Annotated in this window: 14 protein-coding genes and 2 pseudogenes; 10 read left to right on the plus strand and 6 right to left on the minus strand. The window is 61.4% G+C overall.

Annotated features, from left to right (window positions below):
* Positions 1-25: 25 nt before the first annotated feature.
* On the minus strand, positions 26-3100 hold the full coding sequence (locus IM543_15225) for a CHASE domain-containing protein (GenBank protein ID QOY92942.1): 3075 nt from the start codon (positions 3098-3100) through the stop codon (positions 26-28).
* Between the two features lie 104 nt (positions 3101-3204).
* Here IM543_15225 and IM543_15230 point away from each other — a divergent pair, with 104 nt between their 5' ends.
* A complete protein-coding gene (locus IM543_15230) occupies positions 3205-5307 on the plus strand; it encodes a S9 family peptidase (GenBank protein QOY92943.1) in 2103 nt (700 codons plus the stop codon).
* 3 nt (positions 5308-5310) lie between these two features.
* Here IM543_15230 and IM543_15235 read toward each other — a convergent pair whose 3' ends face one another.
* Positions 5311-5904, minus strand: coding sequence for a GNAT family N-acetyltransferase (locus IM543_15235; protein QOY92944.1), 594 nt, complete (start codon positions 5902-5904; stop codon positions 5311-5313).
* Positions 5905-6064: 160 nt separating this feature from the next.
* Between IM543_15235 and IM543_15240 the strand changes: the two genes are divergently transcribed.
* Positions 6065-6337, plus strand: coding sequence for a helix-turn-helix domain-containing protein (locus IM543_15240; protein ID QOY92945.1), 273 nt, complete (start codon positions 6065-6067; stop codon positions 6335-6337).
* Here IM543_15240 and IM543_15245 read toward each other — a convergent pair.
* On the minus strand, positions 6312-7046 hold the full coding sequence (locus IM543_15245) for a LuxR family transcriptional regulator (GenBank protein ID QOY92946.1): 735 nt from the start codon (positions 7044-7046) through the stop codon (positions 6312-6314). The two genes, IM543_15240 and IM543_15245, sit on opposite strands and share 26 nt — an antisense overlap.
* Before the next feature lie 338 nt (positions 7047-7384).
* Here IM543_15245 and IM543_15250 point away from each other — a divergent pair, with 338 nt between their 5' ends.
* Together IM543_15250 and IM543_15255 are read left to right on the plus strand one after the other, a co-directional pair.
* The gene (locus tag IM543_15250) at positions 7385-12286 is read left to right on the plus strand and encodes a response regulator (GenBank protein ID QOY92947.1); all 4902 of its coding nucleotides are present in this window, start codon (positions 7385-7387) and stop codon (positions 12284-12286) included.
* On the plus strand, positions 12286-13182 hold the full coding sequence (locus tag IM543_15255) for a chemotaxis protein (GenBank protein QOY92948.1): 897 nt from the start codon (positions 12286-12288) through the stop codon (positions 13180-13182). Before IM543_15250 ends, IM543_15255 begins: the two co-directional genes overlap by 1 nt.
* A 24-nt stretch (positions 13183-13206) precedes the next feature.
* On the opposite strand, the gene IM543_15260 is transcribed toward IM543_15255, so the two are convergent.
* Both IM543_15260 and glpD read right to left on the minus strand, forming a co-directional pair.
* Positions 13207-13812 (minus strand): glutathione S-transferase family protein, encoded by a 606-nt coding sequence (locus IM543_15260; protein ID QOY92949.1) that lies wholly within the window; start codon positions 13810-13812, stop codon positions 13207-13209.
* Positions 13813-13855: 43 nt separating this feature from the next.
* The gene (gene glpD, locus IM543_15265) at positions 13856-15427 is read right to left on the minus strand and encodes a glycerol-3-phosphate dehydrogenase (GenBank protein ID QOY92950.1); all 1572 of its coding nucleotides are present in this window, start codon (positions 15425-15427) and stop codon (positions 13856-13858) included.
* Between the two features lie 163 nt (positions 15428-15590).
* On the opposite strand from glpD, the pseudogene IM543_15270 reads away from it, so the two are divergent.
* The 4 genes and pseudogenes from IM543_15270 to IM543_15285 all read left to right on the plus strand — a co-directional run bounded on the left by IM543_15270 (position 15591) and on the right by IM543_15285 (position 20306).
* Positions 15591-15710, plus strand: a pseudogene (locus IM543_15270) (phosphohydrolase).
* Between the two features lie 341 nt (positions 15711-16051).
* On the plus strand, positions 16052-17581 hold the full coding sequence (locus IM543_15275; protein ID QOY92951.1) for a tyrosine-type recombinase/integrase: 1530 nt from the start codon (positions 16052-16054) through the stop codon (positions 17579-17581).
* Between the two features lies 1 nt (position 17582).
* Positions 17583-19019 (plus strand): hypothetical protein, encoded by a 1437-nt coding sequence (locus IM543_15280; GenBank protein ID QOY92952.1) that lies wholly within the window; start codon positions 17583-17585, stop codon positions 19017-19019.
* 67 nt (positions 19020-19086) lie between these two features.
* Positions 19087-20306 (plus strand): annotated as a pseudogene (locus tag IM543_15285) (IS3 family transposase).
* 31 nt (positions 20307-20337) lie between these two features.
* Here the strand turns inward: IM543_15285 and IM543_15290 are convergent.
* Positions 20338-21315: an IS481 family transposase gene (locus tag IM543_15290; GenBank protein ID QOY92953.1), complete on the minus strand. Its 978-nt coding sequence runs from the start codon at positions 21313-21315 to the stop codon at positions 20338-20340.
* A 244-nt stretch (positions 21316-21559) separates the two neighbouring features.
* Between IM543_15290 and IM543_15295 the strand changes: the two genes are divergently transcribed.
* Both IM543_15295 and IM543_15300 read left to right on the plus strand, forming a co-directional pair.
* Positions 21560-24190 carry a hypothetical protein gene (locus IM543_15295; GenBank protein QOY92954.1) on the plus strand — a complete coding sequence of 877 codons (2631 nt, stop codon included), beginning with the start codon at positions 21560-21562 and terminating at the stop codon, positions 24188-24190.
* Entirely contained in the window at positions 24180-24854 is a 675-nt protein-coding gene (locus IM543_15300) for a hypothetical protein (GenBank protein QOY92955.1), read from the plus strand. Before IM543_15295 ends, IM543_15300 begins: the two co-directional genes overlap by 11 nt.
* Positions 24855-24980 lie beyond the last annotated feature (126 nt).

Raw genomic sequence — 24980 nt, forward strand, 5'->3', positions numbered from 1 at the left:
CTCGCTGCGGTCCGCCGGAAGGGCGTCAATTTCCGTCCTGGGTGCGGGTGCCGAGCCGGTTGCCGAGCTCGCGTTCGATGCGTCCCAACTGGGCGCGCAGGCGGGCCGCCAGGGCGCGTGCCTGGGCCGGGCGCCCGGCCTGGCCCTCGAGCTCTTCGCACAGGTCGGCGAAGGCCAGCGCACCCACCGCGCGCGCGGAAGACTTGACCCGGTGCGCCACCGCCGACACCTGCGCCAGGTCGCCGGCCCCGAGTGCGGCGTCGATCTCCGCAAGGGCGGTACGCGCCGTGGACACGAACAGGAAGGCGAACTTGCGCATCCGCTCGCGGTCGCCGCCGAAGTTGCTTTCCAGCAGCGCCAGGTCGAGCAGGCCCGCGACCAGGCCCGCGACCGGGCCGCCCTCGGACGGGCGCGGCGCCACCACGTCGGGCACCGCGGCCGCGCTGCGGCCGAGGCAGCGCGCGATGGTTGCCGCCAGCAACTCCGGCACCACCGGCTTGCTCAGGAATTCGTCCATGCCGGCCTGCAGGCAGCGGGCGCGGTCCTCGATCCCGGCGTTGGCGGTCATCGCAATCACCAGGGTCGTGGCCAGCAGGGGATCCTGGCGGATCCGGCGCGTGGCTTCCAGGCCGTCCATGACCGGCATCTGCACGTCCATCAGGACGCAGTCGAAGCGTTCGCGCGCCATCGCCTCCAGCGCCTCCTGGCCGTTGGCGGCCACGCGCACGTCGGCGCCGGCGCGCTGCAGGAGCTCGCGGCCGACCTGCTGGTTGAACGGATTGTCCTCGACCAGCAGGACCGCGCAGCCGTCCAGGCGCGTGGCGCGCGCCCCGTCCGGCCCCGCCCCCAGGCCGGCGCCCGCGCCGGCGGCGCCGTCTTCGCGCGCAAGGTTCAGCTCCAGGCGCGCCGTGAACCAGAAGGTGCTGCCCTGCCCCGGCACGCTGTCGACGCCGACTTCTCCGTGCATGAGCTCGGCAAGTTGCTTGCTGATTACCAGGCCCAGGCCGGTGCCGCCATGGCGCCGCGTGGCCGACGGATCGGTCTGGTGGAAGGGCGTGAACAGGCCGTCCAGCTTGTCGGGCGCGATACCGATGCCGCTGTCCCGGACATCGAAGCGCACCAGCAGCTCGGGGCCGAAGGCATGGTCGAGCCGGGCGCGCAGCAGGATCCGGCCGTGCTCCGAGAACTTGACGGCGTTGCCGGCGAAATTGAGCAGCACTTGTTCGAGGCGCAGCGGATCGCCGCGCAGGGGGCGCATCAGCTCGGGAGCGATATCGACGTCGAAACCCAATCCCTTGGCGCCCGCGGCCGGCCCCAGCTGCTGCTCGACGTTGCGCATCACGGTCTCCAGCATGAAGCCGCGGGTGTCGAGTTCGAGCTTGCCTGCCTCGATCTTGGAAAAATCGAGGATGTCGTTGATGATGCCCAGCAGGTGCTGGCCGGAGTGGTAGATCCGGTCCAGGTAGCCGCGCAGCTGCGGGTCCGGATGCGCCTGCAGCGCCAGGTGGGTCATGCCGATGATGCTGTTCATCGGCGTACGGATCTCGTGGCTCATGTTCGACAGGAAGTCGCTCTTGGCCTGGTTGGCGGCGTCGGCGCGCGCCTTGAGCGCGTGCAGGGTCGTGACGTCGGTCGAGATGCACAGCACCGCCGGCATCTCGCCCTCCGGATGCAGGGGCACGCGCACGCTCCACATCTGGCGGCTGGAGCCGTCCGGGACCATCATCTCGACCTGGCGCGCGTCGCGCGTGCCCGTCTCCAGCGCCGCGCGGTCGCGCACCCAGATCGCATCGGCCAGCGCCGGCGGCATGAGATCGACGTCGCGGCGCCCCACCACTGCCGATGCCGGCAGGCCCAGCGCCGCGGCGCTCTTGGCGTTGACGTACCGGTAGCGGCGCGCGCCGTCTTTCAGGTAAACATAGGCGTCCAGGTTGTCCAGCACCGAGTCGAGCAGCAGGCGCTGGTCGAGCGCAGCCCGGCGCGAGCGCACCAGGTTGAAGAACAGCGCGAATCCCAGCAAGCTGACGCCGAAGCCGGAACCGAACGCCAGCAAGGGAAGGTAGCGGTCGGAGCCCACCGCCATGGCCGCGCGCTCGGCCGAGAAATGGGCCTTCCAGCGCGTGCCGACGTAGTCGATCGGGAGCAGGGTCGTGAAACGCCCGCCCGGCCCGGACTGGCCGCGCACGTCGGGGCCGACCAGCAGGCGGTCGCGCGGGTCGAGCGCCAGTTGGCCGCCGGCGCCGGACCCGCCCTTGCGGACCGGCGCGGGCTCGCTGTACAGGCTCAGCGCCACCGGCGGCCGGCCCTCCGGGCCGAGCGCGCGGCGCACCAGGTCGTTGACCGAGAACGCAATGCCGATGCTGCCGATGTAGCGCGCACGGCGCTCTTCCAGCGTGGCCGGCACCCCGCCCCCCAGGTAGAGCGGCTCGCGCATGCCGAGCGCCGTGTGCGGCGTGGGGTACTGGAGGTGTACCGGATTGCCGGAAGCGCCCATGGTCCCGCGGTCGCGCGCCTCCTCCAGCACCGCGGCGATGTGGGGCTGGACGGCGATGTCGACGCCGAAGCGGTCGTTCGGCTCGCTGGCCGGCTCGACCCAGGTGATCACCGCGTACCATGGCCGGCGCCCGGCGGGGCGGATGTCGAAGCCCGGATAGCCGGCCGGGTTCACGCTGCGGTCATTGCGCACCCCGGCGACGAAGGCCTCGCGCTCGGCGTCGGGCACGTAGGCGATGAAGGAGACGGCGTCGATCGCCGGGAACTGCTCCGGCAGGTCGAGCGCGGCCACGTAGCGGTGCAGCCGCAGCCGCGTCAGCGGGCCCTCTCCCGCGGCATGCAGCGCCGACATGCCGCGCACCACCCGGGCATAGGACGCGATCGCGCTCGACACCCGCTCCTGGGCCAGGCGGGCCACGGTCTCGAAACGGCGCCGCGCGTCGTCCTCGACGGTGCCGGCCGCGACCCGGTAACACAGCGCCCCGACCACCAGCGACAGCGCGAGCCCGGCCACCCAGGGGGCGGCGCTCGCCCCCTGCTGCGGGGCGCTGCTTGCCGTGTTGGCTGCGGCGTTCACTCCTGAACTGCCGGCGGACGAAGAATCCATGGGCTCCTGACGTGCGGTTCTGCCTGCTCGATATTGCTAGTATAGGCAATCGGCAGGACAAACTGCTCAACAATATGCATCGACATCATCCCGACCCCGCTCCCATGACGCCTCCAGGCCACCCGGATATGCCTCCGCCCGCCCCCGACGACCCCTACCTCTGGCTCGAGGAAGTCGACGGCGCCCGGGCCCGCGCCTGGGTCGTGCAGCGCAATGCGGCGACCGAACGCGAACTCGAGGCGGCGCCGCAGCACCCCGCCATGCGCGAGCGGCTGCGCGCCATCCTCGACTCCACCGGCAGGATCCCCTACGCCGGCTGCCATGCCGGCCTGCTGTACAACTTCTGGCGCGACGCCGTTCATGCGCGCGGCATCTGGCGCCGCACCACGCTGGACGAGTATCGCAAGGATGCGCCCGATTGGGAAACCCTGATCGACCTCGACCAGCTTGCCCGCGACGAAGGCGAGAACTGGGTGTGGGGCGGCGTCACCTGGCTCGAGCCCGATGGCGACCGTTGCCTGGTGTCGCTCTCGCGCGGCGGCGGCGACGCCCACGTGGTGCGCGAGTTCGATGCTGCGGCGCGCTGCTTCGTGACCGGCGAGCAGGGGTTCGTCCTGCCCGAGGCCAAGAGCGACTGCGCCTGGATCGACCGCGACACCCTGTTCGTGGCGACCGACTTCGGCCCCGGCTCGCTGACCGAATCGGGCTACCCGCGCATCGTCAGGCGGTGGCGGCGCGGCACGTCGCTCGACGCCGCCGTCAGCGTCTACGAGGCCGGACTCGACGACCTGTCGGCCTCGGCATGGCGTGATGCGACGCCCGGTTTCGAGCGCGAATTCGTGCAGCGCCAGATCGGCTTCTACAGCAGCGAACTGTTCCTGCGGCGCGACGGCGGCCTGGTCAAGATACCCAAGCCTGAGGACGCGAACGCCTTCGCGGTACGCGACCAACTGGTGATCGAGCTGAGGTCAAGCCAGGAGTTCGGCGGGCGCAACTACCCGCAAGGTGCGCTGCTGGCCGTGGACTTCGAAGGCTTCCTGCGCGGCGACGCCTCGTGCGAACTGCTGTTCGCGCCTTCGCCGACCGCCTCGCTCGACGGCCTCACGGTCACGCGCGACGCCTTGCTGCTCAAGGTGCTCGACAAGGTGAAGAACCGCATCGTCGAACTGCGCCGCACGGACGGCGGCTGGCAGGCGGGCGACGTCGCGGCGCCCGCAATCGGCGCCCTCGACACCTGGGCCTTCGACGCCGTCGCCTCGAACCGCTACTTCCTCACGGCGACCGGCTTCACCGCACCGTCCACCCTCTACCTGATGGAGTGCTGCGGCGATCACCAAGCCGCCGGACGCAGCGAGGGGCGCGAGCTCCTGAAGGCGATGCCCGCCTTCTTCGAGGCGGATGCCCTGCAGGTCGACCAGTTCGAGGCACTGTCGAGCGACGGCACCCGCGTCCCCTATTTTGTCGTCATGCGCCGCGACACCCGGCTCGACGGCGACAACCCGACGGTCCTGTACGGCTACGGCGGCTTCGAAGTGTCGCTCAAGCCCTCCTACGGCGCGATCAGCGGCGCCGCCTGGCTGGAGAGCGGGGGCGTCTACGTGGTCGCCAACATCCGCGGCGGCGGCGAGTTCGGCCCGCGCTGGCACCAGGCGGCGCTGAAGGCAAACCGCCAGCGCGCCTTCGACGACTTCATCGCCGTGGCAGAGGACCTGATCGCCAGGAAGATCAGCAGCCCGCGCCGGCTCGGCATCATGGGCGGCAGCAACGGCGGCCTGCTGGTCGGCGCCGTGCTCACCCAGCGTCCCGAGCTGTTCAACGCCGTGGTATGCCAGGTGCCGCTGCTGGACATGCGCCGCTATCACCAGTTGCTGGCCGGCGCCTCCTGGATGGGCGAATACGGCGATCCGGACGACCCGACCGAATGGGCCTGGATCGGACGCTGGTCGCCTTACCACCAGTTGCGGGCAGGCGTGCGCTACCCGCGCGTGCTGTTCACCACCTCGACCCGCGACGACCGGGTCCACCCGGGCCATGCGCGCAAGATGGCCGCGCGCATGCTCGAACTGGGGCAGGATGTGCTGTACTGGGAAAACACCGAAGGCGGCCATGCGGGCGCCGCCGACAATGCGCAGACCGCGCGCATGTGGGCGTTGACCTGGACCTTCCTGCAAACGCAGCTTCGAGACCGGCCGAGCTCCAACACCTAGGCGCTACGCCGCCTGGGAAGCCATGCGCCGCGCATACAGCGCTTCCCAGGTGGCCTGCACGTCGACATAGAAGGCCACCGCGTTTTCGATGCCGATCCGCTGCGGCTCGCCGAGGCGGCTGGTGACCACGCCGGCACGGCGCGTCAGTCGCTCCATGGCGGTGGTGGTCACGGTCACGTAGTGCGTCAGGCCGTTCTCCATGCCGTAGCGGACCACGGCCTCGAAGCATTGCATCGTCATGTCCGAGAAGCCGTAGCGGTTCTCCTTGTCGGTTTCGAGGGCGAAGCGCGACAGCTCCCAGATGCGCGGGTCGCTCGGCGCGGCGCGGCCCTCGAGCAGCTGGGCGAAGGAATCCTTGAGCATGTACGGGCCTTCGGTCGGCAGCAGGCGCCAGCACCCGAGCAGCGGGCCGCTCGGCGCGCGCATCACCATGTAGGCCGGATCGAGCGCGTCGTAGCCATCGATTTCCATGCCCGACATCACCGGCACCTCCCAACCCAGCCGTCCGCTGAACACCTTGGCGCGCAGGGTATGCATTTCCCACAGATCTTTCGATTTGAATTCACGGCGTGCTGCGATTTTGATTTGCATCGTCATTTTCAGGCCCCTAGTTGTGGTGGTTCAAAGCTATGCACTTCGCATACAAGATTCATGCATGCAGGGCAAAACTGGAACTATCAGGTCTGCTAGGTGGCTATGTGGACGTGCGGTGGAATACTTGCAGTTTGCATAGCCAACCACGGAAAGGAGCAGACAGATGGGTAACGAAGTGATGTGCGAAGCATTGGCGGCGGAACTGGAAGCCCAGCAAGCGGCGCAGGAGGGCGGCCCGAAGCGCGCCGCGCCGCACGAGCTGCGACGCCTGCGTATCGCCAAGCGCGAAAGTCAGGAGAAATTCTGGAGCCGCTTCGGCGTGACCCAGTCGAGCGGAAGCCGTTTCGAGACCGGCCTGGCGGTTCCTCCCCCGGTCGCCATCCTGTTGCGCCTGTACGTCAACGGGCGGGTCAGCGATGGTGATCTTCAGGTGTGATCAGGCCCATGGCGATCGCCTTGACGACCGCCTGCTGACGTGTGTTGACGCCGAATTTCTGGCGCACGTTCGCCAGATGGAAGTTGACGGTCGCCTCGGAGCAGTTGGTGATCCGGGCGACCTCCCATGAAGACTTGCCGACCATGACCCATTGCAGGACCTCGAGCTCGCGGCGCGTCAGGCGCGGCAGCTCGGGCTCGGTCCTGGTCTCGCGAAAGCGCGCGGACGATGCGAATGCGTAGTCACGGATCAGGGACAAAACCGGCAGCGCCTGCAGCAGGGAGCGCTCGAAGGGCGCATCGGGCCGTGTGTCGGACGCGAAGCTGATCATGCCGAGTTCGCCCTGCGGGCCATGGATCGGCAGCGTCACGCCGCTACGGATGCCATGCGCGCTGGCTTCTTCGTACAGGGCGCCGGGCTCCCCGCTGCCGAAGGTCGAGGGGGCCCAGATCAGCGGCAGCGTGCTCGACACGCAATGAACAACCGTCGGGTCGACGTAGTGAAAGCCGTTGGCATCGTAGCGATCACGCCATTCAGAAGAATAATTGCTGCGCGTAAATGCATTTTCGAAGCGCACATGGCGCGACGGCAAAACGCCAAAGATCATCTGGTCAAAGCCCTGGCTGCGCGCCAGTCTGAACATGCGTTCAGTCCAGGTACGTTCGTCTTCAGCCTCTAGCAACTCTAGTAATAGCGCAGTGTCAATCATGGGACAAGGGCGGGTCGCAATCTCTTCATGCTAAATGAGTTTGTTCAGTAAATACTCACCAATTGCCACACCTTCGCCCAATGCAGGGGACACCACATGCACAACTGTAGTACCAATACAACAATACTCCCAATCGTGCGCTAGGCTTGTTCAGATTCCGCTACCCTCCGCCGGATGCCCTTCCGGAATTTTCTTAATAGCAATGTTTCTTGAGGCCAGCATTGCAAATGCTTGACGCGAGTCTATTCGAGAGTATCTTCTCAGCATTTTACAGTTTACGGTCGCACGCCCAGCCTGCGGCGCCCCACCCTATCACCACCGAAACGAGGATCTAGTCGATGAACAACATGACCGACATGGGCGAACAGTTGGACGTCAAACTATTGTTGACCACCTTGATGGCGCTGAAGAAAGGCGACTTCTCGGTGCGCATGCCCTCGGACTGGACCGGTGTATCGGGCAAGATCGCCGACACCCTCAACGACATCATCGAGACCAAGCAGAAAATGGTGGAGACGGTGACCGACGTATCGCGCGTGGTGGGCCGCGAAGGCCACCTGACGCAGCGCGCCGACCTGCCGGGCGTGGTGGGCGGCTGGGCCACCATCATCAGCTCGGTCAACACCCTGATCGACGACCTGGTGCGCCCGACCACCGAGATGGCGCGCGTCATCGGCGCGGTGGCGAAGGGCGACCTGTCGCAGACCATGGCGCTGGAAGTGGACGGCCACCCGCTCAAGGGCCAGTACCTGCGCGCGGCGATGACCGCCAACACCATGGTGGAGCAGCTGTCCTCGTTCTCGTCGGAGGTGACCCGGGTGGCGCGCGAGGTGGGCACCGAGGGTAAACTCGGCGGCCAGGCGCAGGTCAAGGGCGTGGCGGGCACCTGGAAGGACCTGACCGACTCGGTGAACTCGATGGCGGGCAACCTGACTTCGCAGGTGCGTAACATCGCGGAAGTGACCACCGCGGTGGCGAACGGCGACTTGTCCAAGAAGATCACGGTGGACGTGCGCGGCGAGATCCTGCAGCTGAAGGACACCATCAACGTCATGGTGGACCAGCTGCGCTCCTTCGCATCCGAGGTGACCCGGGTGGCGCGCGAGGTGGGCACCGAGGGTAAACTCGGCGGCCAGGCCTACGTGCCGGGCGTGGCGGGCACCTGGAAGGACTTGACCGACAACGTGAACTTCATGGCCTCGAACCTGACCGGCCAGGTGCGTAACATCGCGGCGGTGACCACCGCGGTGGCGAACGGCGACCTGTCCAAGAAGATCACGGTGGACGTCAAGGGCGAGATTCTCGAACTGAAGAACACCATCAACGTGATGGTGGACCAGCTGTCCTCGTTCGCCTCCGAAGTCACCCGGGTGGCGCGCGAGGTGGGTACCGAAGGTAAACTCGGCGGCCAGGCGGTCGTGAAGGGCGTCGCGGGCACCTGGAAGGACTTGACCGACTCGGTCAACTCCATGGCGGGCAACCTGACCGGCCAGGTGCGTAACATCGCGGACGTGACCACTGCGGTGGCGAACGGCGACCTGTCCAAGAAGATCACGGTGGACGTGAAGGGCGAGATCCTCGAGCTGAAGAACACCATCAACGTGATGGTCGACCAGCTGAACTCCTTCGCATCGGAGGTGACCCGGGTGGCGCGCGAGGTCGGTACCGAGGGCCGCCTGGGCGGCCAGGCCAACGTGCCGGGCGTGGCGGGCACCTGGAAGGACCTGACCGACGGCGTGAACTCGATGGCGGGCAACCTGACCGGCCAGGTGCGTAACATCGCCGAGGTGACCACCGCCGTGGCGAACGGCGACCTGTCCAAGAAGATCACGGTGGACGTCAAGGGCGAGATTCTCGAACTGAAGAACACCATCAACGTGATGGTGGACCAGCTGTCCTCGTTCGCATCCGAGGTGACCCGCGTGGCGCGCGAAGTGGGCACCGAGGGTAAACTCGGCGGCCAGGCCTACGTGCCGGGCGTCGGCGGCACCTGGAAAGACCTGACCGACAACGTGAACTTCATGGCCTCGAACCTGACCGGCCAGGTGCGCAACATCGCGGCGGTGACGACCGCGGTGGCGCGCGGCGACCTGTCCAAGAAGATCACCGTGGACGTGAAGGGCGAGATTCTCGAACTGAAGGACACCATCAACGTCATGGTCGACCAGCTGTCCTCGTTCGCATCCGAGGTGACCCGCGTCGCCCGTGAGGTGGGCACCGAAGGCAAGCTCGGTGGACAGGCGAACGTGTCCGGCGTGGCGGGCACCTGGAAGGACCTGACCGAGAACGTCAACCAGCTGGCGGCGAACCTGACCAACCAGATGCGCGCGATCGGCGAGGTGGCGACCGCGGTGACCCGCGGCGACCTGTCGCGTTCGATCCAGGTGGAAGCGCGCGGCGAGGTGTCCTACCTGAAGGACAACATCAACGAGATGATCCGCAACCTGAAGGAGACCACCCAGAAGAACGCGCAGCAGGACTGGCTGAAGACCAACCTGGCGCGCTTCACGCGCCTCTTGCAGGGCCAGCGCGACCTGCAGGCCGTGACCAAGCTGATCCTGTCCGAGCTGGCGCCGCTGGTGTCGGCCCACCACGGCGTGTTCTACATGATGGACTCGCAGGAGAGCGATGCACGCCTGCGCATGATCGCGTCCTACGGCTACCGTTCCAGCCGCAAGCTGCCGACCTCGTTCCTGCCGGGCGAAGGCCTGGTGGGCCAGTGCGCGCTGGAGAAGAACCGCATCTGGCTGACCGACGTGCCGCGCGACTACATCGTGGTCTCGTCGGGCCTGGGCTCGGCGCCGCCGAACAACATCGTGGTGCTGCCGATCCTGTTCGAGCAGCAGGTCAAGGCGGTGATCGAGATCGCCTCGCTGGATCGCTTCACCGAAACCCACCTGTCCTTCCTCGACCAGCTGATGGAATCGATCGGCGTGGTCCTGAACACGATCGAGGCGAACAGCCGTACCGAGTCGCTGCTGACCCAGTCGCAGTCGCTGGCGCAGGAACTGCAGCAGACCAACCAGGAGCTGGCGGAGAAGGCGCGCCTGCTGTCCGAGCAGAACATCGAGGTGGAACGCAAGAACCGCGAGGTGGAACAGGCCAAGCTGGCGCTGGAAGAGAAGGCGACCCAGCTGGCCCTGTCGTCCAAGTACAAGTCCGAGTTCCTGGCGAATATGTCGCACGAACTCAGGACGCCACTGAACTCGTTATTGATCCTGGCGCAGCAATTATCTGACAACCCCGAGGGCAACCTGTCGGGCAAGCAGGTGGAATTCGCCAAGACCATCCACGGTTCCGGCTCCGACCTGCTGACCCTGATCAACGACATTCTCGACCTGTCGAAGATCGAGTCCGGCACCGTCACGCTGGACGTGTCGGAGTACCGCTTCTCGAACCTGCGCAACTACGTGGACCGCACCTTCCGCCACATGGCCGAGGCCAAGCACCTCGGCTTCGAGGTGGCGCTGGCGGAGAACCTGCCGACCGCGGTGATGACCGACACCACGCGCCTGCAGCAGGTCCTGAAGAACCTGCTGTCGAACGCCTTCAAGTTCACCAGCCATGGCCAGGTGTCGCTGAGCATCAGCCTGGTGGGCAGCGGCTGGACCCACGACCACCCGAACCTGGTCCACGCCGATGCGGTGCTGGCCTTCTCGGTGCACGATACCGGCGTCGGCATCCCGTCCGACAAGCTGCAGCTGATCTTCGAAGCCTTCCAGCAGGCCGACGGCTCGACCGCGCGCAAATACGGCGGCACCGGCCTGGGTCTGTCGATCTCGCGCGAACTGGCGCGCCTGCTGGGCGGCGAAATCCGCGTCGAGTCGACCGTCAACGTCGGCTCGACCTTCACCCTGTACCTGCCGTACAACCGGGCCGGCTTCATCAACTACGAACAGGCGCGCCAGCCGCAACCGGCCCGCCTGGCGCCGCCGGTCGTCCCGCCCCAGGTGGCCTACCAGCCCGCGCCGCAGGCAAGCGCCGACCTGTCCACGGTCGATGCGGTGGAAGCCGGTTCGCTGATCGAATACTCCTCGGTACTGGACGACCGCGGCCTGGTCACGCCGGGCGACCCGTCGGTGCTGATCGTGGAAGACGACGAGCGCTTCGCCAAGGTGCTGCTCGACTTCGCCCGCGAAAAGAATTTCAAGGGCATCGTCACCCAGCGCGGCGATTCGGCGCTGTCGCTGGCGCGCGACTACCTGCCGTCCGCGATCCTGCTCGACATCGACCTGCCCGACATCGACGGCTTCACGGTGCTCGACCGCCTCAAGCGCGATCCGAGCACCCGTCATATCCCGGTACACGTGATGTCCTCGCTACGCGAGCGCGAGCGCGCGCTGCGCCAGGGTGCGATCTCGTACATCAACAAGCCGGTCAGCCGCGAAGCGCTGCAGGAAGAATTCAAGCGCATCCAGAAGTTCCTGCTGGGCGGCAAGCGTTCGCTGCTGGTGGTGGAAGACGACATGGCCCAGCGTGAGTCGATCGTGGCCCTGATCGGCAACACCGACATCCACATGGTGACCGTGGATACCGGCGCCGCGGCGATGGAGGCGCTGGAAAGCGCGCGCTTCGACTGCATGGTGCTGGACCTGACCCTGCCGGACGTGTCGGGCTTCGACCTGCTGGATCGCATCGGCGCCAACGAGCGCCTGCGCGACCTGCCGGTGGTGATCTATACCGCCAAGGAGCTGTCGCGCAAGGAAGTCACCAAGCTCAAGCGCTATGCCAAGACCATCGTCATGAAGGACGCGCGTTCGCCGGAGCGCCTGCTGGACGAAACCGCGCTGTTCCTGCACCGTTCGCAGGCCAGCCTGCCGGAGCAGCAGCGCCGCATGCTGGAAGAAATCCACGCGCTCGACGGCGGCCTGGCCGGACGCAAGGTCCTGATCGTCGACGACGACCTGCGCAACATCTTCGCGCTGTCCACCCTGCTCGAGCGCCAGCAGATGCAGGTGCTGTTCGCCGAGAACGGCCGCGACGGCATCGAGGTGCTGGAGAAGGATCCGAGCATCGAGATCGTCCTGATGGACATCATGATGCCGGAGATGGACGGCTACGACACGATGCGGGCGATCCGACGCATTCCGAAGTTCCGTTCGCTGCCGATCATCACCCTGACCGCCAAGGCAATGAAGGGCGACCGCGACAAGTGCATCGCCGCCGGCGCCTCGGACTACATCACCAAGCCGGTCGATGTGGCCCAGCTGCTGTCGATGATGCGGGTCTGGCTCCATTGATGGCGCGGTCGATGGCGGCATCGATGGCTGCATCGATGGAAGCGTCGGGCGCCTGCTTCGGGTTCGCCGGACCGGGCGAGCTTCAGGCGACCGAGGAACTCGAACTCGAACTGCTGCTGGAAGCCGTGTACCAGCGCTTCGGGTTCGACTTCCGTGGATATGCGCGTCCAAGGGTGCGCGAGCGGCTGCTGGCCCTGCTGCGGGCGCGCGGCCTGGGGACCATCTCCAGCCTGCAGGAACGGGTGCTGCACGAAGCGGGCGTGGCGCAGGCCGTGGTGCGCGCGCTGGCGGTGCCGAAGGCAGCGCTGTTCGACCTGCCCGAGGACGCGCGCCGCCTGCGCAGCGCGCTCGGCGACAGCCTGCGTCCGACCGCCCTGCCCAAGGTCTGGCTGGCCGAGCCGGCCGGCGTGGCCGAAGCCTGGACGCTGGCGATCGTGCTGGCGGAAGAAAAGCTGTATGGCCGCACCGAGGTGTTCGCAACCCTGGCCAGCGACGAGTTGCTGTTCGAAGCGCGCAGCGCCAGCTTGCCGGCGGACGGCTTGCTGCACGCGCAGGCCCGGTACGAGGCCAGCGGCGGCAGCGGCCGGCTCAGCGACTACTTCGAGGTGGCGGGCGGCGAAGCGCGCCTGCTGCCGCGCCTGCGCGAGCGCATCACCTGGGCCCAATACAGCCTGGTGACGGACGCCTCGTTCCAGGAGTTCCACGGCATCGTCTGCCGTCAAGCCCTGCCCGACTTCGGGCCGGTGCTGCGCCAGCGCGTGCTGCGCCTGTTCCGCGACAGCCTGTCCTTGTTCGGGGTGCTGGGCCTGGACCGCGAGCTGGGCGCCACCGATGTGGCGGCCGGCGATTACCAGGCCTTGTTCGCGGATGGCGGCTGGTACAAGCGCATCCGCTAGGCTGGGGGGGGCGAGCGGGCGCCCCTAGCGCTGCGCGATGCGGTCGCGCCACGCCTGCAGGTGCGGCATCCCTTCCTCCGCGGGCCGGAATTTCAGCAGGCCGCGGGCAAACTCCAGCGCGCAGAAGGCCGTGATGTCGGCAATCGTGAAGCGCGCGCCAGCGACATAAGGCTGCCTGGCCAGCTCCCCGTCCAGCCAGCGCGCCGTGGCGCGCATCTTCAGGCCCTGCGCCGCGCCGAAGTCCGGAAACTGCGGCTGCTCCAGCACCGCCAACCCGGGATGGGTATGGCGCACGCACAGCGCGGTTTCCAGCATCAGGTGCAGTTCCATGCGGCGGTCGGCCATCTCGATGAAGGCGCGCTCGGTGGCGTCGACGCCCATCAGGTTCGGCTCCGGGTGCAGGCCTTCGAGGTAGGTGCAGATCGCCCGGGTTTCGCTGAGCGCGCGGCCGTCGTCGAGCACCAGCACCGGCACCCGCGCCAGCGGGTTGAGGGCCAGGAAGTCCTCGCTGCGATGGACGCCGGCATTCAGGTCGATGTCGACCAGTTCGATGCCGTCGATGCCTTTCGCGGCCATGAACATCGCGACGCGCCGCGGGTTCGGCGCACGGGGGCTGGTATAGAGACGCATTGCTATCCTTCGATCATGAAGAAGGACCCATCATAGCCGGTTTTCAGGCCGGCTCGGTCAGCGCCACCGGTCCGGCCCGGGGATGCGCGGCCGCCATCCAGGCCGCGACCGCGTCCACGCAGCCCGGCGGCAGGTGCAAACCGAGCTTGGTCCGCCGCCACAACACGTCTTCGGCGCAAGCGGCCCACTCGTGCCGCATCAGGTAGCGCAGCTCGGCGGCAAACAGACCGGGCGCGACCTCTTCGCCCAGGTCCTCGATGCGCGCGGCGCCCGCCAGCAAGATCTCGACCCGGGTGCCGTAGGCACGCGCCCAGCGTAGTGCCAGGCTGGCCGGAAGCCACGGGTGGCGGCGTTCGAGCGCCGCCACCCAGCGGTCGAACTCGCGCACACCGCGGCTGTCAGGCGTACTGCCGAACAGGTCGCCGCCAGGCAGCACGGCCCGCGCCGTCCACCCCGGCTCCGCCCGGCCGAGCCTGCCGGCGATCCAGGCGCCCGCTTCCTCGGCCAGCCTGCGGTAGGTGGTGATCTTGCCGCCGAAGACGGACAGCAGCGGCGCGCCCGCCGTGTCGTGGCCGAGCAGGTAGTCGCGCGTGGCGGCGCTGGCGCTGGCCGCCGCGTCTTCGAGTAGCGGCCGCACCCCGGAATAGCTCCACACCACGTCCGCGGGCCCGAGTTGCCGCCGGAAGTAGCGGTTGGCGAGTTCGCACAGGTAAGCCGTCTCGGTGGCGGCGATCGCGACCTCGTCCGGGTCGCCCTGGAACTCGACGTCGGTGGTCCCGATGAGCGTGAACACGCCCTCGTAGGGCATCGCGAACACGATGCGGCCATCGGGGTGCTGGAAGATGTAGGCGTAGGGGTGGTCGAACAGGCGCGGCACCACGATGTGGCTGCCCTTCACCAGGCGCAGCCGCCGCCCGGGCGCCTGGCCGGTGGCGAGATGGGACACGCGTGCCGCCCACGGACCGGCTGCGTTGACCAGCAGGCGCGCCTTCACGCGCCGGCTGCGCTCGCCGTGCACCAGGGTCGCCATCCAATGGTCCGGATGGCGTTCGAAGGCCGTGCAGCGCGTGTGGGTGAGTACGGTGGCGCCGCGCTCGTGCGCGTCGAGCGCGTTGAGCACCACCAGGCGGGCGTCGTCGACCCAGCCGTCGGAGTAGACGAAGCCGCGCGTAAAGGCCGGCTTGAGCGGGCCGCCGGCAAGGTGCCCGGCCAGTTCGACCGCGCTGGATGCGGGCAGGAAGGCGCGTGGCGCCAGGCGGTCGTAGAGGAACAGGCCGGCGCGGATCATCCAGGCCGGGCGCTGGGCGCCGTCGTGCGGCATCACGAAGCGCAGCGGATGCATGATGTGCGGCGCGCTGCACAGCAGCACCTCACGCTCGGCCAGCGCCTTGCGCACCAGGCCGAATGCGCGGTGTTCGAGGTAGCGCAGGCCTCCGTGAATCAGCTTGCTCGAGGCCGAGGACGTATGCGCGCCAAGGTCGTCCTTGTCGCACAGGAGCACCCGCAGGCCGCGCCCGGCCAGGTCGCGGGCGATGCCCGCGCCATTGATGCCGCCGCCCACGACCAGCACCTCGCATTCCAGCAGGCCGTCTGCCGTTCGATCCGCATCGCTCATGTCACCTCCTGTGCGCGGGACGGGCCCGCCTGGCCGGCCCAGTGTAGGGACCTGCCGGCGGAGCGTCTTTGCCTGCATCAATTATGCTGAGAATGCCGCCGTCCGTGTGTAAAATCGCCGCATGCACAACTCATCGAGCGCCGCGGCGCGCGCCTGGGTCCGCATGCCTTCCGGTAAGCGCCTGGACCTGCTCAACCCAACCCCCTTCGACTGGGACGATGCCGACCTGGCGCTGGGCCTGGCGCGCACCTACCGCTGGGGCGGCCATTCGGCATGGCCGCTGTTATAGGCCCAAACTTATCTATAATAATTACGAAATTTTGTCATCAGGTGCTCGTTCGAGTCACTTGCTTGGAGAGATTGTTTTCTCCGGTCAACGACGTTCTACCCTACAATAAACGTAACATTAACAATTCTTCACGCGGCTGTTTGTCCGTGTTGACTAGTAGCGCCCACTGCCGTCTACAACCTGTGACCTCGTACCCTCAATGAAAAGCTAACAAAGGCGCTGAACCGCGCTAGCCCCGTATTTCTTACCACGTGCAAAGTAGTACACAGCCGCCTTAGCAAAGGATCACCGGCAAGGTTTTGTGTTAAAAATATTAACCGCAACAGGAGGTCGAAATGAAGCACGTGCGTGTCTGGGCCAAAGTGAAATTAGACGCTAGTGGAAGTTCCATCCGCCTTCCGGTGCTTGTCATAATGGCTTCAGAAAAAATAAGCGTCTTGGAGCCGCTACTTAACTATTTTCTTTCTCGCCACAACGAGCGTAGCCATTCTTGGATGATCAAGCTTTGCCAGATTGTTGGGCAGCTTATCGATTACATCAACGCCAACCCTCAGGTTCTAAAGCCAGTTGATCTTTTTCGTGGTTTTATCAATGCTCAATACAACGGCACCATCAGCGAAAAAGGAGAGGACCCAAGCTTTCTGTGCTGGTTCTCATCTAATGCAAGAACAGTAAATCCAAAGCTACGTATGCTCGAGGAATTTTCTGACTGGATGGTGCGAAAAAACTATATTCCTAGCTCGCTAAATCCGTGGACCGCCGCTACTGCTTCAGAGCAGCGGTTCGCGTGGATTGCGTGGTATCGTCAAAACCAATTTTCTTTCTTGGGTCACTTAGGAATCGCCGGCAAGAAGTCCCCCGAGTTAGCCAAGGCCAGAGATATTAAATTGAGGCGGCAGCCCTTGGGCAAGGCTAACGCCGCGAAAGCATTTCCGACAGATTTTGAAGCTGCTCTATTCCGCGACGGCTTTGTGCGACACGGCAAGGAAAACCAATCAGACATACTGGAAAAATTTGATTGGCGGGGAATCTGCATTGCAATGTTGCTCATGTATGGGGCAAGAAGGTTATCGGAACCATTCCAACTCTGGACTGGCGACGTAATGGAGAACCCCACGCGGCCAGGCGAAGCCCTGGTTCGCATCTATCATCCAGTAGAAGGACAAGCGCCAGAGAATCCAAAGATCAACGGCCGAAGGGCTGCTAACCGTCAGGCATACCTTCAAACTTTTTATCCAAGATATGTGCCTCGGAACTGGGCTCACGGCAACTACCATGCAGGATTCAAAGGGCGCTCTTTTACCGACCAAAAAGCACAGTACCTTCATGTTCACTGGCTCCCCTCTAATATGGCTGAATCGTTTTTGTATGCCTATCACAATTATATGGAGCAACGCGCACTCCTTGGTATTGATAGTTCACGCCATCCATTTGCTTTTGTATCGCACAAAGGCAAACATAAAGGTGAACCGTACACGATCAGTTCCTTTTCTGCAGCTTGGAAGCGCGCGGTGACACGCATTGGGCTACCTCACGCGAAACTTTACGGAACTACTCCACACGGGGGCAGGCACAGTGTTGGAATACGTGCTAATAGAGCTGGCATCAATAGATACGACGCGAGAGAAATGTTTGGACATAGCTCATTGGAGTCGCAAGACGTCTACAGGGTTCCCACAACAGAGCACGTTACTGAATCGCTAGATGCTGCAACACAAAGAATTTTGAATGAAGAAATCCTCACGGCCGGCGTCAACACGACAGCGAACAGCCAAATTAATCTGATCGACGTTTGGGAAGATTCGATGCAGCATAATCGCACCCAAATGATGAGTGTTTTACAACGAAAAAATATAGGAAAATAAGTTGACTGAACAACGCAGCGAATCCACGTCCCTTTCCGAGCATACTCATCCTGATGTGGTATTCGAAGGCTTAATTAAAAAAATCAAGAATAATAATAACCGATCCAGTCAATATGCTGTTCGCGCCATCGAATGGCTCGAGATCCTAAATTCCGTGTGTCGCGAACTGTTTGAAGCTGGGTCTAAAGATTTTTCAAAAAGAAACGTCTCTCATCACTGCGCCCCATGTGGCGGCCCGATCCTCACAGATCAATCGATATATAAGCCGCGCCATCGCGAACTTATAAAGGCATGGGCCAAATATGCCGGTGGGACGACACGGGATGAGAAAACATCTGTAAAAAAAGTCAGCGTGACAGAAACGTCCCTGGAAAATGACAGACGTGCGATTTTCGCGCATCCGGACGAAACGCACGCGGATCTGTTGAGTAAGATGTTAGCTAACCCAAATTCGAAAGAACCAGTAATCGTAAAGGCTATCCTGCGTCTCAATATCCTGCATGACGTCTGTAAAAAACAATATGCAATGGGTAGCAGAGATTTTTCGATGCGCAGCCTTGGTGCTATTTCGGCTCCCTTAGGGGGACCGACTTTTCAGGATAAGTCAATCTACCGGCCGACAAGTCGTACTTTAATTGAATCGTGGGCTCAGTTCGCTAATGGGTACACGCGAACGCCGCCTCAACTGTTGAGAGAGCAGGATCGAAAAGAGACGGTTGACTATATCGAAAATTACTTTCAACGTACCGATCGGTTGCCAAGTTATGAAATGATCAAGAAGGAAGGGATGAAAAAATTTCTTGGCCCTGGAAAATCTCAGAGTGCACAGACAAACCGCATCATTAGCTCGATGGAACTATGGCGCCAAAGTTGGACAAAGAATGTATCGCCGGAGGTGAGCGCTGTATGTGATCAGCTTTTCGTACGACTAGAAAAGATTCCAACCGTTCAGGAAGTTCAAGGGATTCTTGACGTCACTCATCCAAAAGAAGACAGCGCGCTCTTTACAGAAGTCGACTGTTGGCGGAGGTACCGTTTCGCTATGGACATGTGGATTTTCGCGCCAACCACTGACGAGACGTGTTTTTTATGGCTGGTACTTCACCCGGAACTGGGGCAGTGGCGTGAACTCGTGGTCGCCTACCTAAACTCGCGACCAACACACCGAAAAAATTTGAACTTGGCCTTACACGCTTTTTTTTCAAAATATCTGCTAGACGGTAATTTAAAGCTCACGCCGAAGTCTTTCCTGGCTGAAGATTATCTGCCTCCCGATTTTTCTGACTATTCCACAAAAGAGCCTGGAACTGTAGGCAGAAAACACGAACGCGCCGCGATTAATGCTTTCATTGATTACGTACTTGACCGAGGAAGCGATTTCATCGATATTGATGCTCACGGCCACCGAGTACGCAAAGCACAGTACAGGAACAATTGAGATAGCCCCCTGATTCACCAGACACGGTCGGTGCGGTATCCTTACGGATAGGAATACGACTGTGAATATGACTAGGAACAACCAAACCATCGAAGTAGTGACAGTGTCCGAGGAGCGGCGCCGTCGCTGGTCAGTGCAGGAGAAAGCTGCACTGGTCAAGGAAACGTACGAGCTGGGGATGAGCGTATCGCTGGTCGCTCGCAAGCACGGCATCAGTGCCAGCCAGCTGTTCAATTGGCGCAAGCTGGAACGCGCGGGCGCCCTGGTGGCCGTCCAGTCAGGCGAGTCGGTGGTGCCGGCAAGCGAACTGGCTGCCGCGCGCGCCCAGATCGCACAACTGCAGCGCATGCTCGGCAAGAAGACGATGGAGGCGGAAATCCTGCGCGAAGCGGTCGAGGTAGCGCGCGAAAAAAAGTGGATTGCGCGCTCACCCTTATTGGACAAGGACGGCCAGTGAAGCCGGTCTGCGCTGTCCTTGGTGTAGCGCGCTCGAACGTGATTGATCGCCTTGCGCGTCCTGCGGACTGGATCGACGGTCGCACCTTGATCAGGCTTAACCCGGTTGCTGACGCGATGATTGCGGACGCCGTACGTGCCGAGATCACGGCATTGCCGACTTACGGCTATCGCCGCGCCGGCGCCCTGGTGAACCGCACGCGCAGCCTGATGGGCCTGCGGCCCGTCAATCACAAGCGCATGTACCGTGTGATGAAAGCAGAGGGTTTGCTGCTGCCAAAGTCGCCCAAGCGCCGGGACAGCGGCCGCGCTCATGATGGCAAGGTAGCCGTCGAGGAATCGAACCAGCGCTGGTGTTCGGACGGCTTCGAGATCGCCTGCGACAACGGCGATGTCGTGACGGGCGTATTCATGAAGGATTGCTGTGACCGCGAGATCATCGCCTGGCGTGCCTGGATTGGCCGCGGCCTGCCAGGAGAACCGGTGCGCGACATGATGATCGAGGCGGTAGAGGCACGCTTCGGAAGCACAAACGAGCGGGCGATTACGCTTGAATTCTTGAGCGACAACGGCGGCGCTTTCCGGGCAATTGAAACGCACGCCTTGGCACATGAACTGGGCATCAAGCCGGTGCACACGCCTGTCAACAGCCCGCAATCGAACGGCATGGCCGAGAGCTTCGTGAACACGTTTAAACGCGATTACGTCGGCGACATGGACCGGCGTGACGGCGCCGTCGTGCTGGCCCAGCTGCCCGACGCCTTCAGGCATTTCAACGAGGTGCATCCTCACTCGGCGCTGCGCTATAAATCGCCGCGCATGTTTAGAAAAGAGCGACCGCGTCAGGCTCTGGAAACTGACGCTAACTGTCGAGTCCCGTTTGATCATAAACGCGTTTAACGAATAACTCCGGCCGCTTTTGTTGCCATTCCTTGAGAGCGAGGATGGGGGTTTTACTGCCGATGGCGCGTTGTGGAATGTGGTGGTTGTACAGCTTCAGATAGTTCAGCAAAGTGGCCTGCAGATCGGCCCGGCTATCGAAACGGGTCTGCTGCAGCAATTCGTTGATGCGCCCGTTGAAGCGCTCGACCATGCCATTGGTTTGCGGATGGCGTGGCGGCGCCAGGCGATGTTCTGCAGGCAGGGCTGCGCAGGCGACGTCGAATGCGTGTTTGCCGCTGGGCTTCTTGTCCTTGGTGGTGAAACGGTCGGTGAATTGCGAGCCGTTGTCGGTCAGGATTTTGCTGATCTTGATCGGCGAAGCCAACTTCAAACGGCGCAGAAAATCGACGCTACTTTTCTCCGTCATGTCGCTGTAGATGTGCATGAAGACCCAGCGCGTGGCGCGATCGATAGCGACGAACAGATAGCGGCGTGAGGTCTCGTCCGGCATCTGCGGCAGGTACTTGATATCGATGTGGATGAAGCCGGGTTCGTAGTCCTTGAAGGTCTTCTTCGGCGTGATCTTCTCTCCCTCTGCCGTCGCAATCAAGTCCGTCAGGCGCGACATGCCTTCACGCTTTAGCAGGCGCGCAATGCCCGCGCGCGAGACGGCCGGATTGATGTACTGCTTGGTAATGAACAGAAGATCGTCGAGCGGCAGGTAGAGTGACTGGCGCAGAGACAGAACAATGGCTTCCTGGGCCTGGCTCAAGGTTGTATGCAGTGTGTGAGCGCGGTGCGAGCGATCGTGTACGTCATCGCGTCCAAGCCACTTCTGTGCAGTGGCTCGCGTGATGTTGAAAACCTTGGCAGCTTCTCTGGAAGACAGGCCCGAATCCTTGATCTCCTGGCGGATCTTCGGTGTGGTACGGGCCTGTGGATGAATGCGTGAACTCATGCTGCCAACTGCTCCTGGTGCGATTGAATGCCGGGACTGCTGAACCCAGCAATCAAGTCGCCCAGCATAGCTTTTGCACGAAACAAAGGCCAGCTACGGCGAGGAATATGATCGCACGATACTGAACAGCTAACTAAGCATCAGGCTGTGTCCGGGAATAGCGGGGCAAGATCACAATTTCTCTAACACAAATTCCACGACTCCTATTAAGCGCTCTAACAATACCGTCAACCGCAGGGTTGCCGTGGGCGCACTTCAGGATCTCCAGCTATCTTATCTTACGCAGCTAAATCCGAATTTTGAGCAATGGCGGGTGTATGCGGTCGGCTGGCTGGCGTCTACAAAAGTAAATTTAGGCGCCGCCAAAAGCGCAATCAGGGAAATCTTTGTTGACTACATTGCGGCTGAGCGTCTTCCTTCTGACCCATCAACATTACTTTCTTCTGAATGGCAGCGCGAAAATCCCATTCCGTCCTATCGCGAAACGGCGCTTAAAACAATAGGAAGCAGACACGCGCGCGCGCACTTCGTTAAAGCTAATGAGTTTATCGATTATGTGCTGGAAAATTATTATTCTGCTGAAGACGACTACGGGCGACGAATTGTATCTGGGGACTTCCGAAACTTCCTTATCGAACAAAGCGCCGACATCCCGTCTGGGAAAGGCCAGGGTGCACACTCGAATAAAGAAGTCCTTCCCAGCCGATACATTAGATACATCCGTGACCTCATATGCCCAACTGAAGCGAAGAACTTTAGCGATTTGCTCTGGGCACAAGATGCAGTTTCGAATGGTGACTGGTTTCAAGTTACGTCCGAAAAAATCGACAAGGATGACCCAGATTGCGTATGGCGGATTCGGACTATCTTCGCCAAAGGAGCGCGCAAGCAACTGACAAAGTCTAAACGAGTTTACGAAATTTGGTATCCCGGGCGTACGATTGCCATGCTACTTAAACTGGAACTCCCACTCCGCACTTATCAGGTGAGGATGCTGGATAGTGGTGAGGCCGACACTTGGTGGTTTGAGGGAAGTACATGCGCCAGGAACGCGAGAGATGAACCGGTTTATTGTGCTGGACAGTTCCGAAAAAATGATTCTGATATGGCCTCCCATGTCGGTAATATGGAAAGACACGCAGGCGTATTTCGTCGCATGCCCGACAGCATTTCCGGAAAGGTTTTCGCGGGGTTATTTATAAACACGAACAAGACTCAAGATAGGGGCCAGGAACAGTGGGATCGTGGCTACGTAGTACCTTGGCAACACGGAAAAGTTCTGTATTGGTGCGAGCGTTTGCGAGATTGGCAAAGAAAATATAATCCAATTAGCGAACCGGTTCATTGCTCAGTCTTGCCAGACAAGGTACTTGGACCGAAAACTGAGTTGCAAAAACAACAGATGGGAAGCATGTGTTTTCTCTTCCGGGATCCTTGTGCTGCCCAGGCTAAGCGGGGATGGCCAATTGCGAATGGGAAGTTAGTGGTCTTGTGGACCAAGATTCTAGAAGAACTCGAAGATATTTGCGCAAAGAACGGGCATTCCGCTGTCGATGGTTCGCGGCTACGTTTTATACACAAGGACGATGCAGAGCGGAACTGTGGCTTATATTCTTTGCATTCACTTCGCGTTTCGCTGATTACACATCTTGCGACCGAGGGCGGTGTTGAGATGCAGATTTTGTCCGAATGTATTGCCGGACATGCGCGTATTCTAATGACTCTTTATTACAAAAAATCTGGTATTGCGTATGTTAGCGACGTTATGGAAAGTGCGTCAGAGCGAATTAGGGATGAAACGACAGAACAGAGAAATTGGATTCGCTGGGTAAAAGATGCAAGTCTCAGACAACTTGAAGTGAACTCTGCAGTCGTAGATGTGTCAGTAACGCAAGCTATAAAGGAAGCTTTCAACCAAGGAGGCTCGTCGTTAATCAGGACGAATCTTGGATTATGTGCAAAAGGTGGAATGGGATGCAGTAACGGAGGGAAAGTCATTGATGAGGATACAGGGGCCGTCACCTATGGCCCCACTCCTGGCTATCCTCAACAGAAAAATTGTGTAAGGTGCAGGTGGTTTATGACAGGCCCCGCTTTCCTTCAAGCTCTCGTTCACCATTGGAATCTTCTTCACTTCAATCTAGGGGACTCAGGCCGTCGTTATTTAGAGATGTCCTCTGAAATCACGTCGCTTGAGGCGGCGATGCTTGAATGCCAAAAATTGAATATGACGTTTGAGCATCATGCAAGATTGGAACAGCTTCGGCACTCATTAAGTGCCATTTATGACGGGAACGAGAAGATCGCTGAAGACTCTTTGGCCACGATGAAGCTAATTGTACGATGCAAACACATCATCGATGCGGCAGCTGATCCTGATAGCGATGTGGTCCTTCTCGCAGTGGGAGGTATGGATGAGGTTAAAATTAATGTTAGCGAATGCTCTGAATTAGAGCAGATTTTGACAGTGGCTGTTGGCTCAACCGTCTATGTCGATGAGGATGCTCAAAAAGCTGTGCTCAAAGCCGGCAACGCCTTTGATCGGATGTTAATGATGAACGGCAAGGAACCTGTTTTTTTCAAGCTGAGTGAAAAAGAATTACCATCAGTCGTTCTACACATGACAAGTCTGCTCCAGGCATATACAGGCAGCACTGGAGGAGCTGTACCTTTTATTGAAGGCATAGAACGACTTTCTGCCCTCGGCTTGAACGGAGAAAGCAACGAAATCGTCAAGCTCGCAGCTGCAGGAAAATCGTTCAACTTGAACTCTATCAAGCCGAGTAAGGTAATATCTATCACTTTCGGGGATAGTGCGCCCCTGCCCCGGCCATTACGGACTGCAGTAATGCGAGGAAAAAACAATGGGAAATGATGTTACTCTCAATCCGGAAGAGGTGTTGCAACAGTTGAAAGCGGGGGCGAAGTCAAAGCGCACAATAGACTCATTGGAAATCATCCATCTGGTCTGCAAAGAACAGTTCAACCGCAAAAGTTACAACTATAGCTACAGTATGATTGGTACATTGTCGGGGGAGCGCGGCGGGCCTACGGCCCAACCCATCCGTAATGCTACTGGCGCGGCTTATCGCACACTTATCGATACCTGGGCGCGGTTTTCAGATTCGGGAGCGCGCACCATGCCCCCGCAGCGGCCTTCTAATCTGCAAAATGATGTACTCTCGTTGATAAATGATTCAGTGGCACGGATTCTGGTACAAAAATATATTTCAGAAAACACCAAGCTTCGGAACGAGAATCAGTTGCTGAAAGTCGCTGCCAAGGACAGAGTTGTAATCGATCTTTCTGGAACCCAAGGTGGATGTAGCTGTACATTCGATGCGTTCGCCTCAAAGAATCTTCTTTTAGAACAGGAAATTTTCGCATTGAAGAGTGCAATCAGTGCAGAAACGATGCAAAGGAACGGTTGGGCGGGCGATGCAAACAGTGGGGCCGTGAAAAAAGGTCCGCTAACCATATTTAGTCCTGGCTTCATAACCGGCATCGCCAAAATTCTGAATGAATTTTGTGAAAATTGAACAAACCACTCTGCAGTCAGCTTCTGCGCGATGGCTGCCTAATAAGTGTCGACCGTCGTTGGAAAGTTGCGCAGAGTTCCAACTTGCGAATGCGCAAAACCGGCCGCCGCGCCCGGAATGGATGGT

This window comes from Massilia sp. UMI-21 (genome assembly GCA_015277795.1).
Classification (GTDB): Bacteria; Pseudomonadota; Gammaproteobacteria; order Burkholderiales; family Burkholderiaceae_D; genus Telluria.

Coding starts and splice junctions, on each gene's coding strand:
- IM543_15225 (QOY92942.1), bottom strand. CDS start 3,100: ATGGATTCTTCGTCCGCCGGCAGTTCAGGAGTGAACGCCGCAGCCAAC.
- IM543_15230 (QOY92943.1), top strand. CDS start 3,205: ATGACGCCTCCAGGCCACCCGGATATGCCTCCGCCCGCCCCCGACGAC.
- IM543_15235 (QOY92944.1), bottom strand. CDS start 5,904: ATGACGATGCAAATCAAAATCGCAGCACGCCGTGAATTCAAATCGAAA.
- IM543_15240 (QOY92945.1), top strand. CDS start 6,065: ATGGGTAACGAAGTGATGTGCGAAGCATTGGCGGCGGAACTGGAAGCC.
- IM543_15245 (QOY92946.1), bottom strand. CDS start 7,046: ATGATTGACACTGCGCTATTACTAGAGTTGCTAGAGGCTGAAGACGAA.
- IM543_15250 (QOY92947.1), top strand. CDS start 7,385: ATGAACAACATGACCGACATGGGCGAACAGTTGGACGTCAAACTATTG.
- IM543_15255 (QOY92948.1), top strand. CDS start 12,286: ATGGCGCGGTCGATGGCGGCATCGATGGCTGCATCGATGGAAGCGTCG.
- IM543_15260 (QOY92949.1), bottom strand. CDS start 13,812: ATGCGTCTCTATACCAGCCCCCGTGCGCCGAACCCGCGGCGCGTCGCG.
- glpD (QOY92950.1), bottom strand. CDS start 15,427: ATGAGCGATGCGGATCGAACGGCAGACGGCCTGCTGGAATGCGAGGTG.
- IM543_15275 (QOY92951.1), top strand. CDS start 16,052: ATGAAGCACGTGCGTGTCTGGGCCAAAGTGAAATTAGACGCTAGTGGA.
- IM543_15290 (QOY92953.1), bottom strand. CDS start 21,315: ATGAGTTCACGCATTCATCCACAGGCCCGTACCACACCGAAGATCCGC.
- IM543_15300 (QOY92955.1), top strand. CDS start 24,180: ATGGGAAATGATGTTACTCTCAATCCGGAAGAGGTGTTGCAACAGTTG.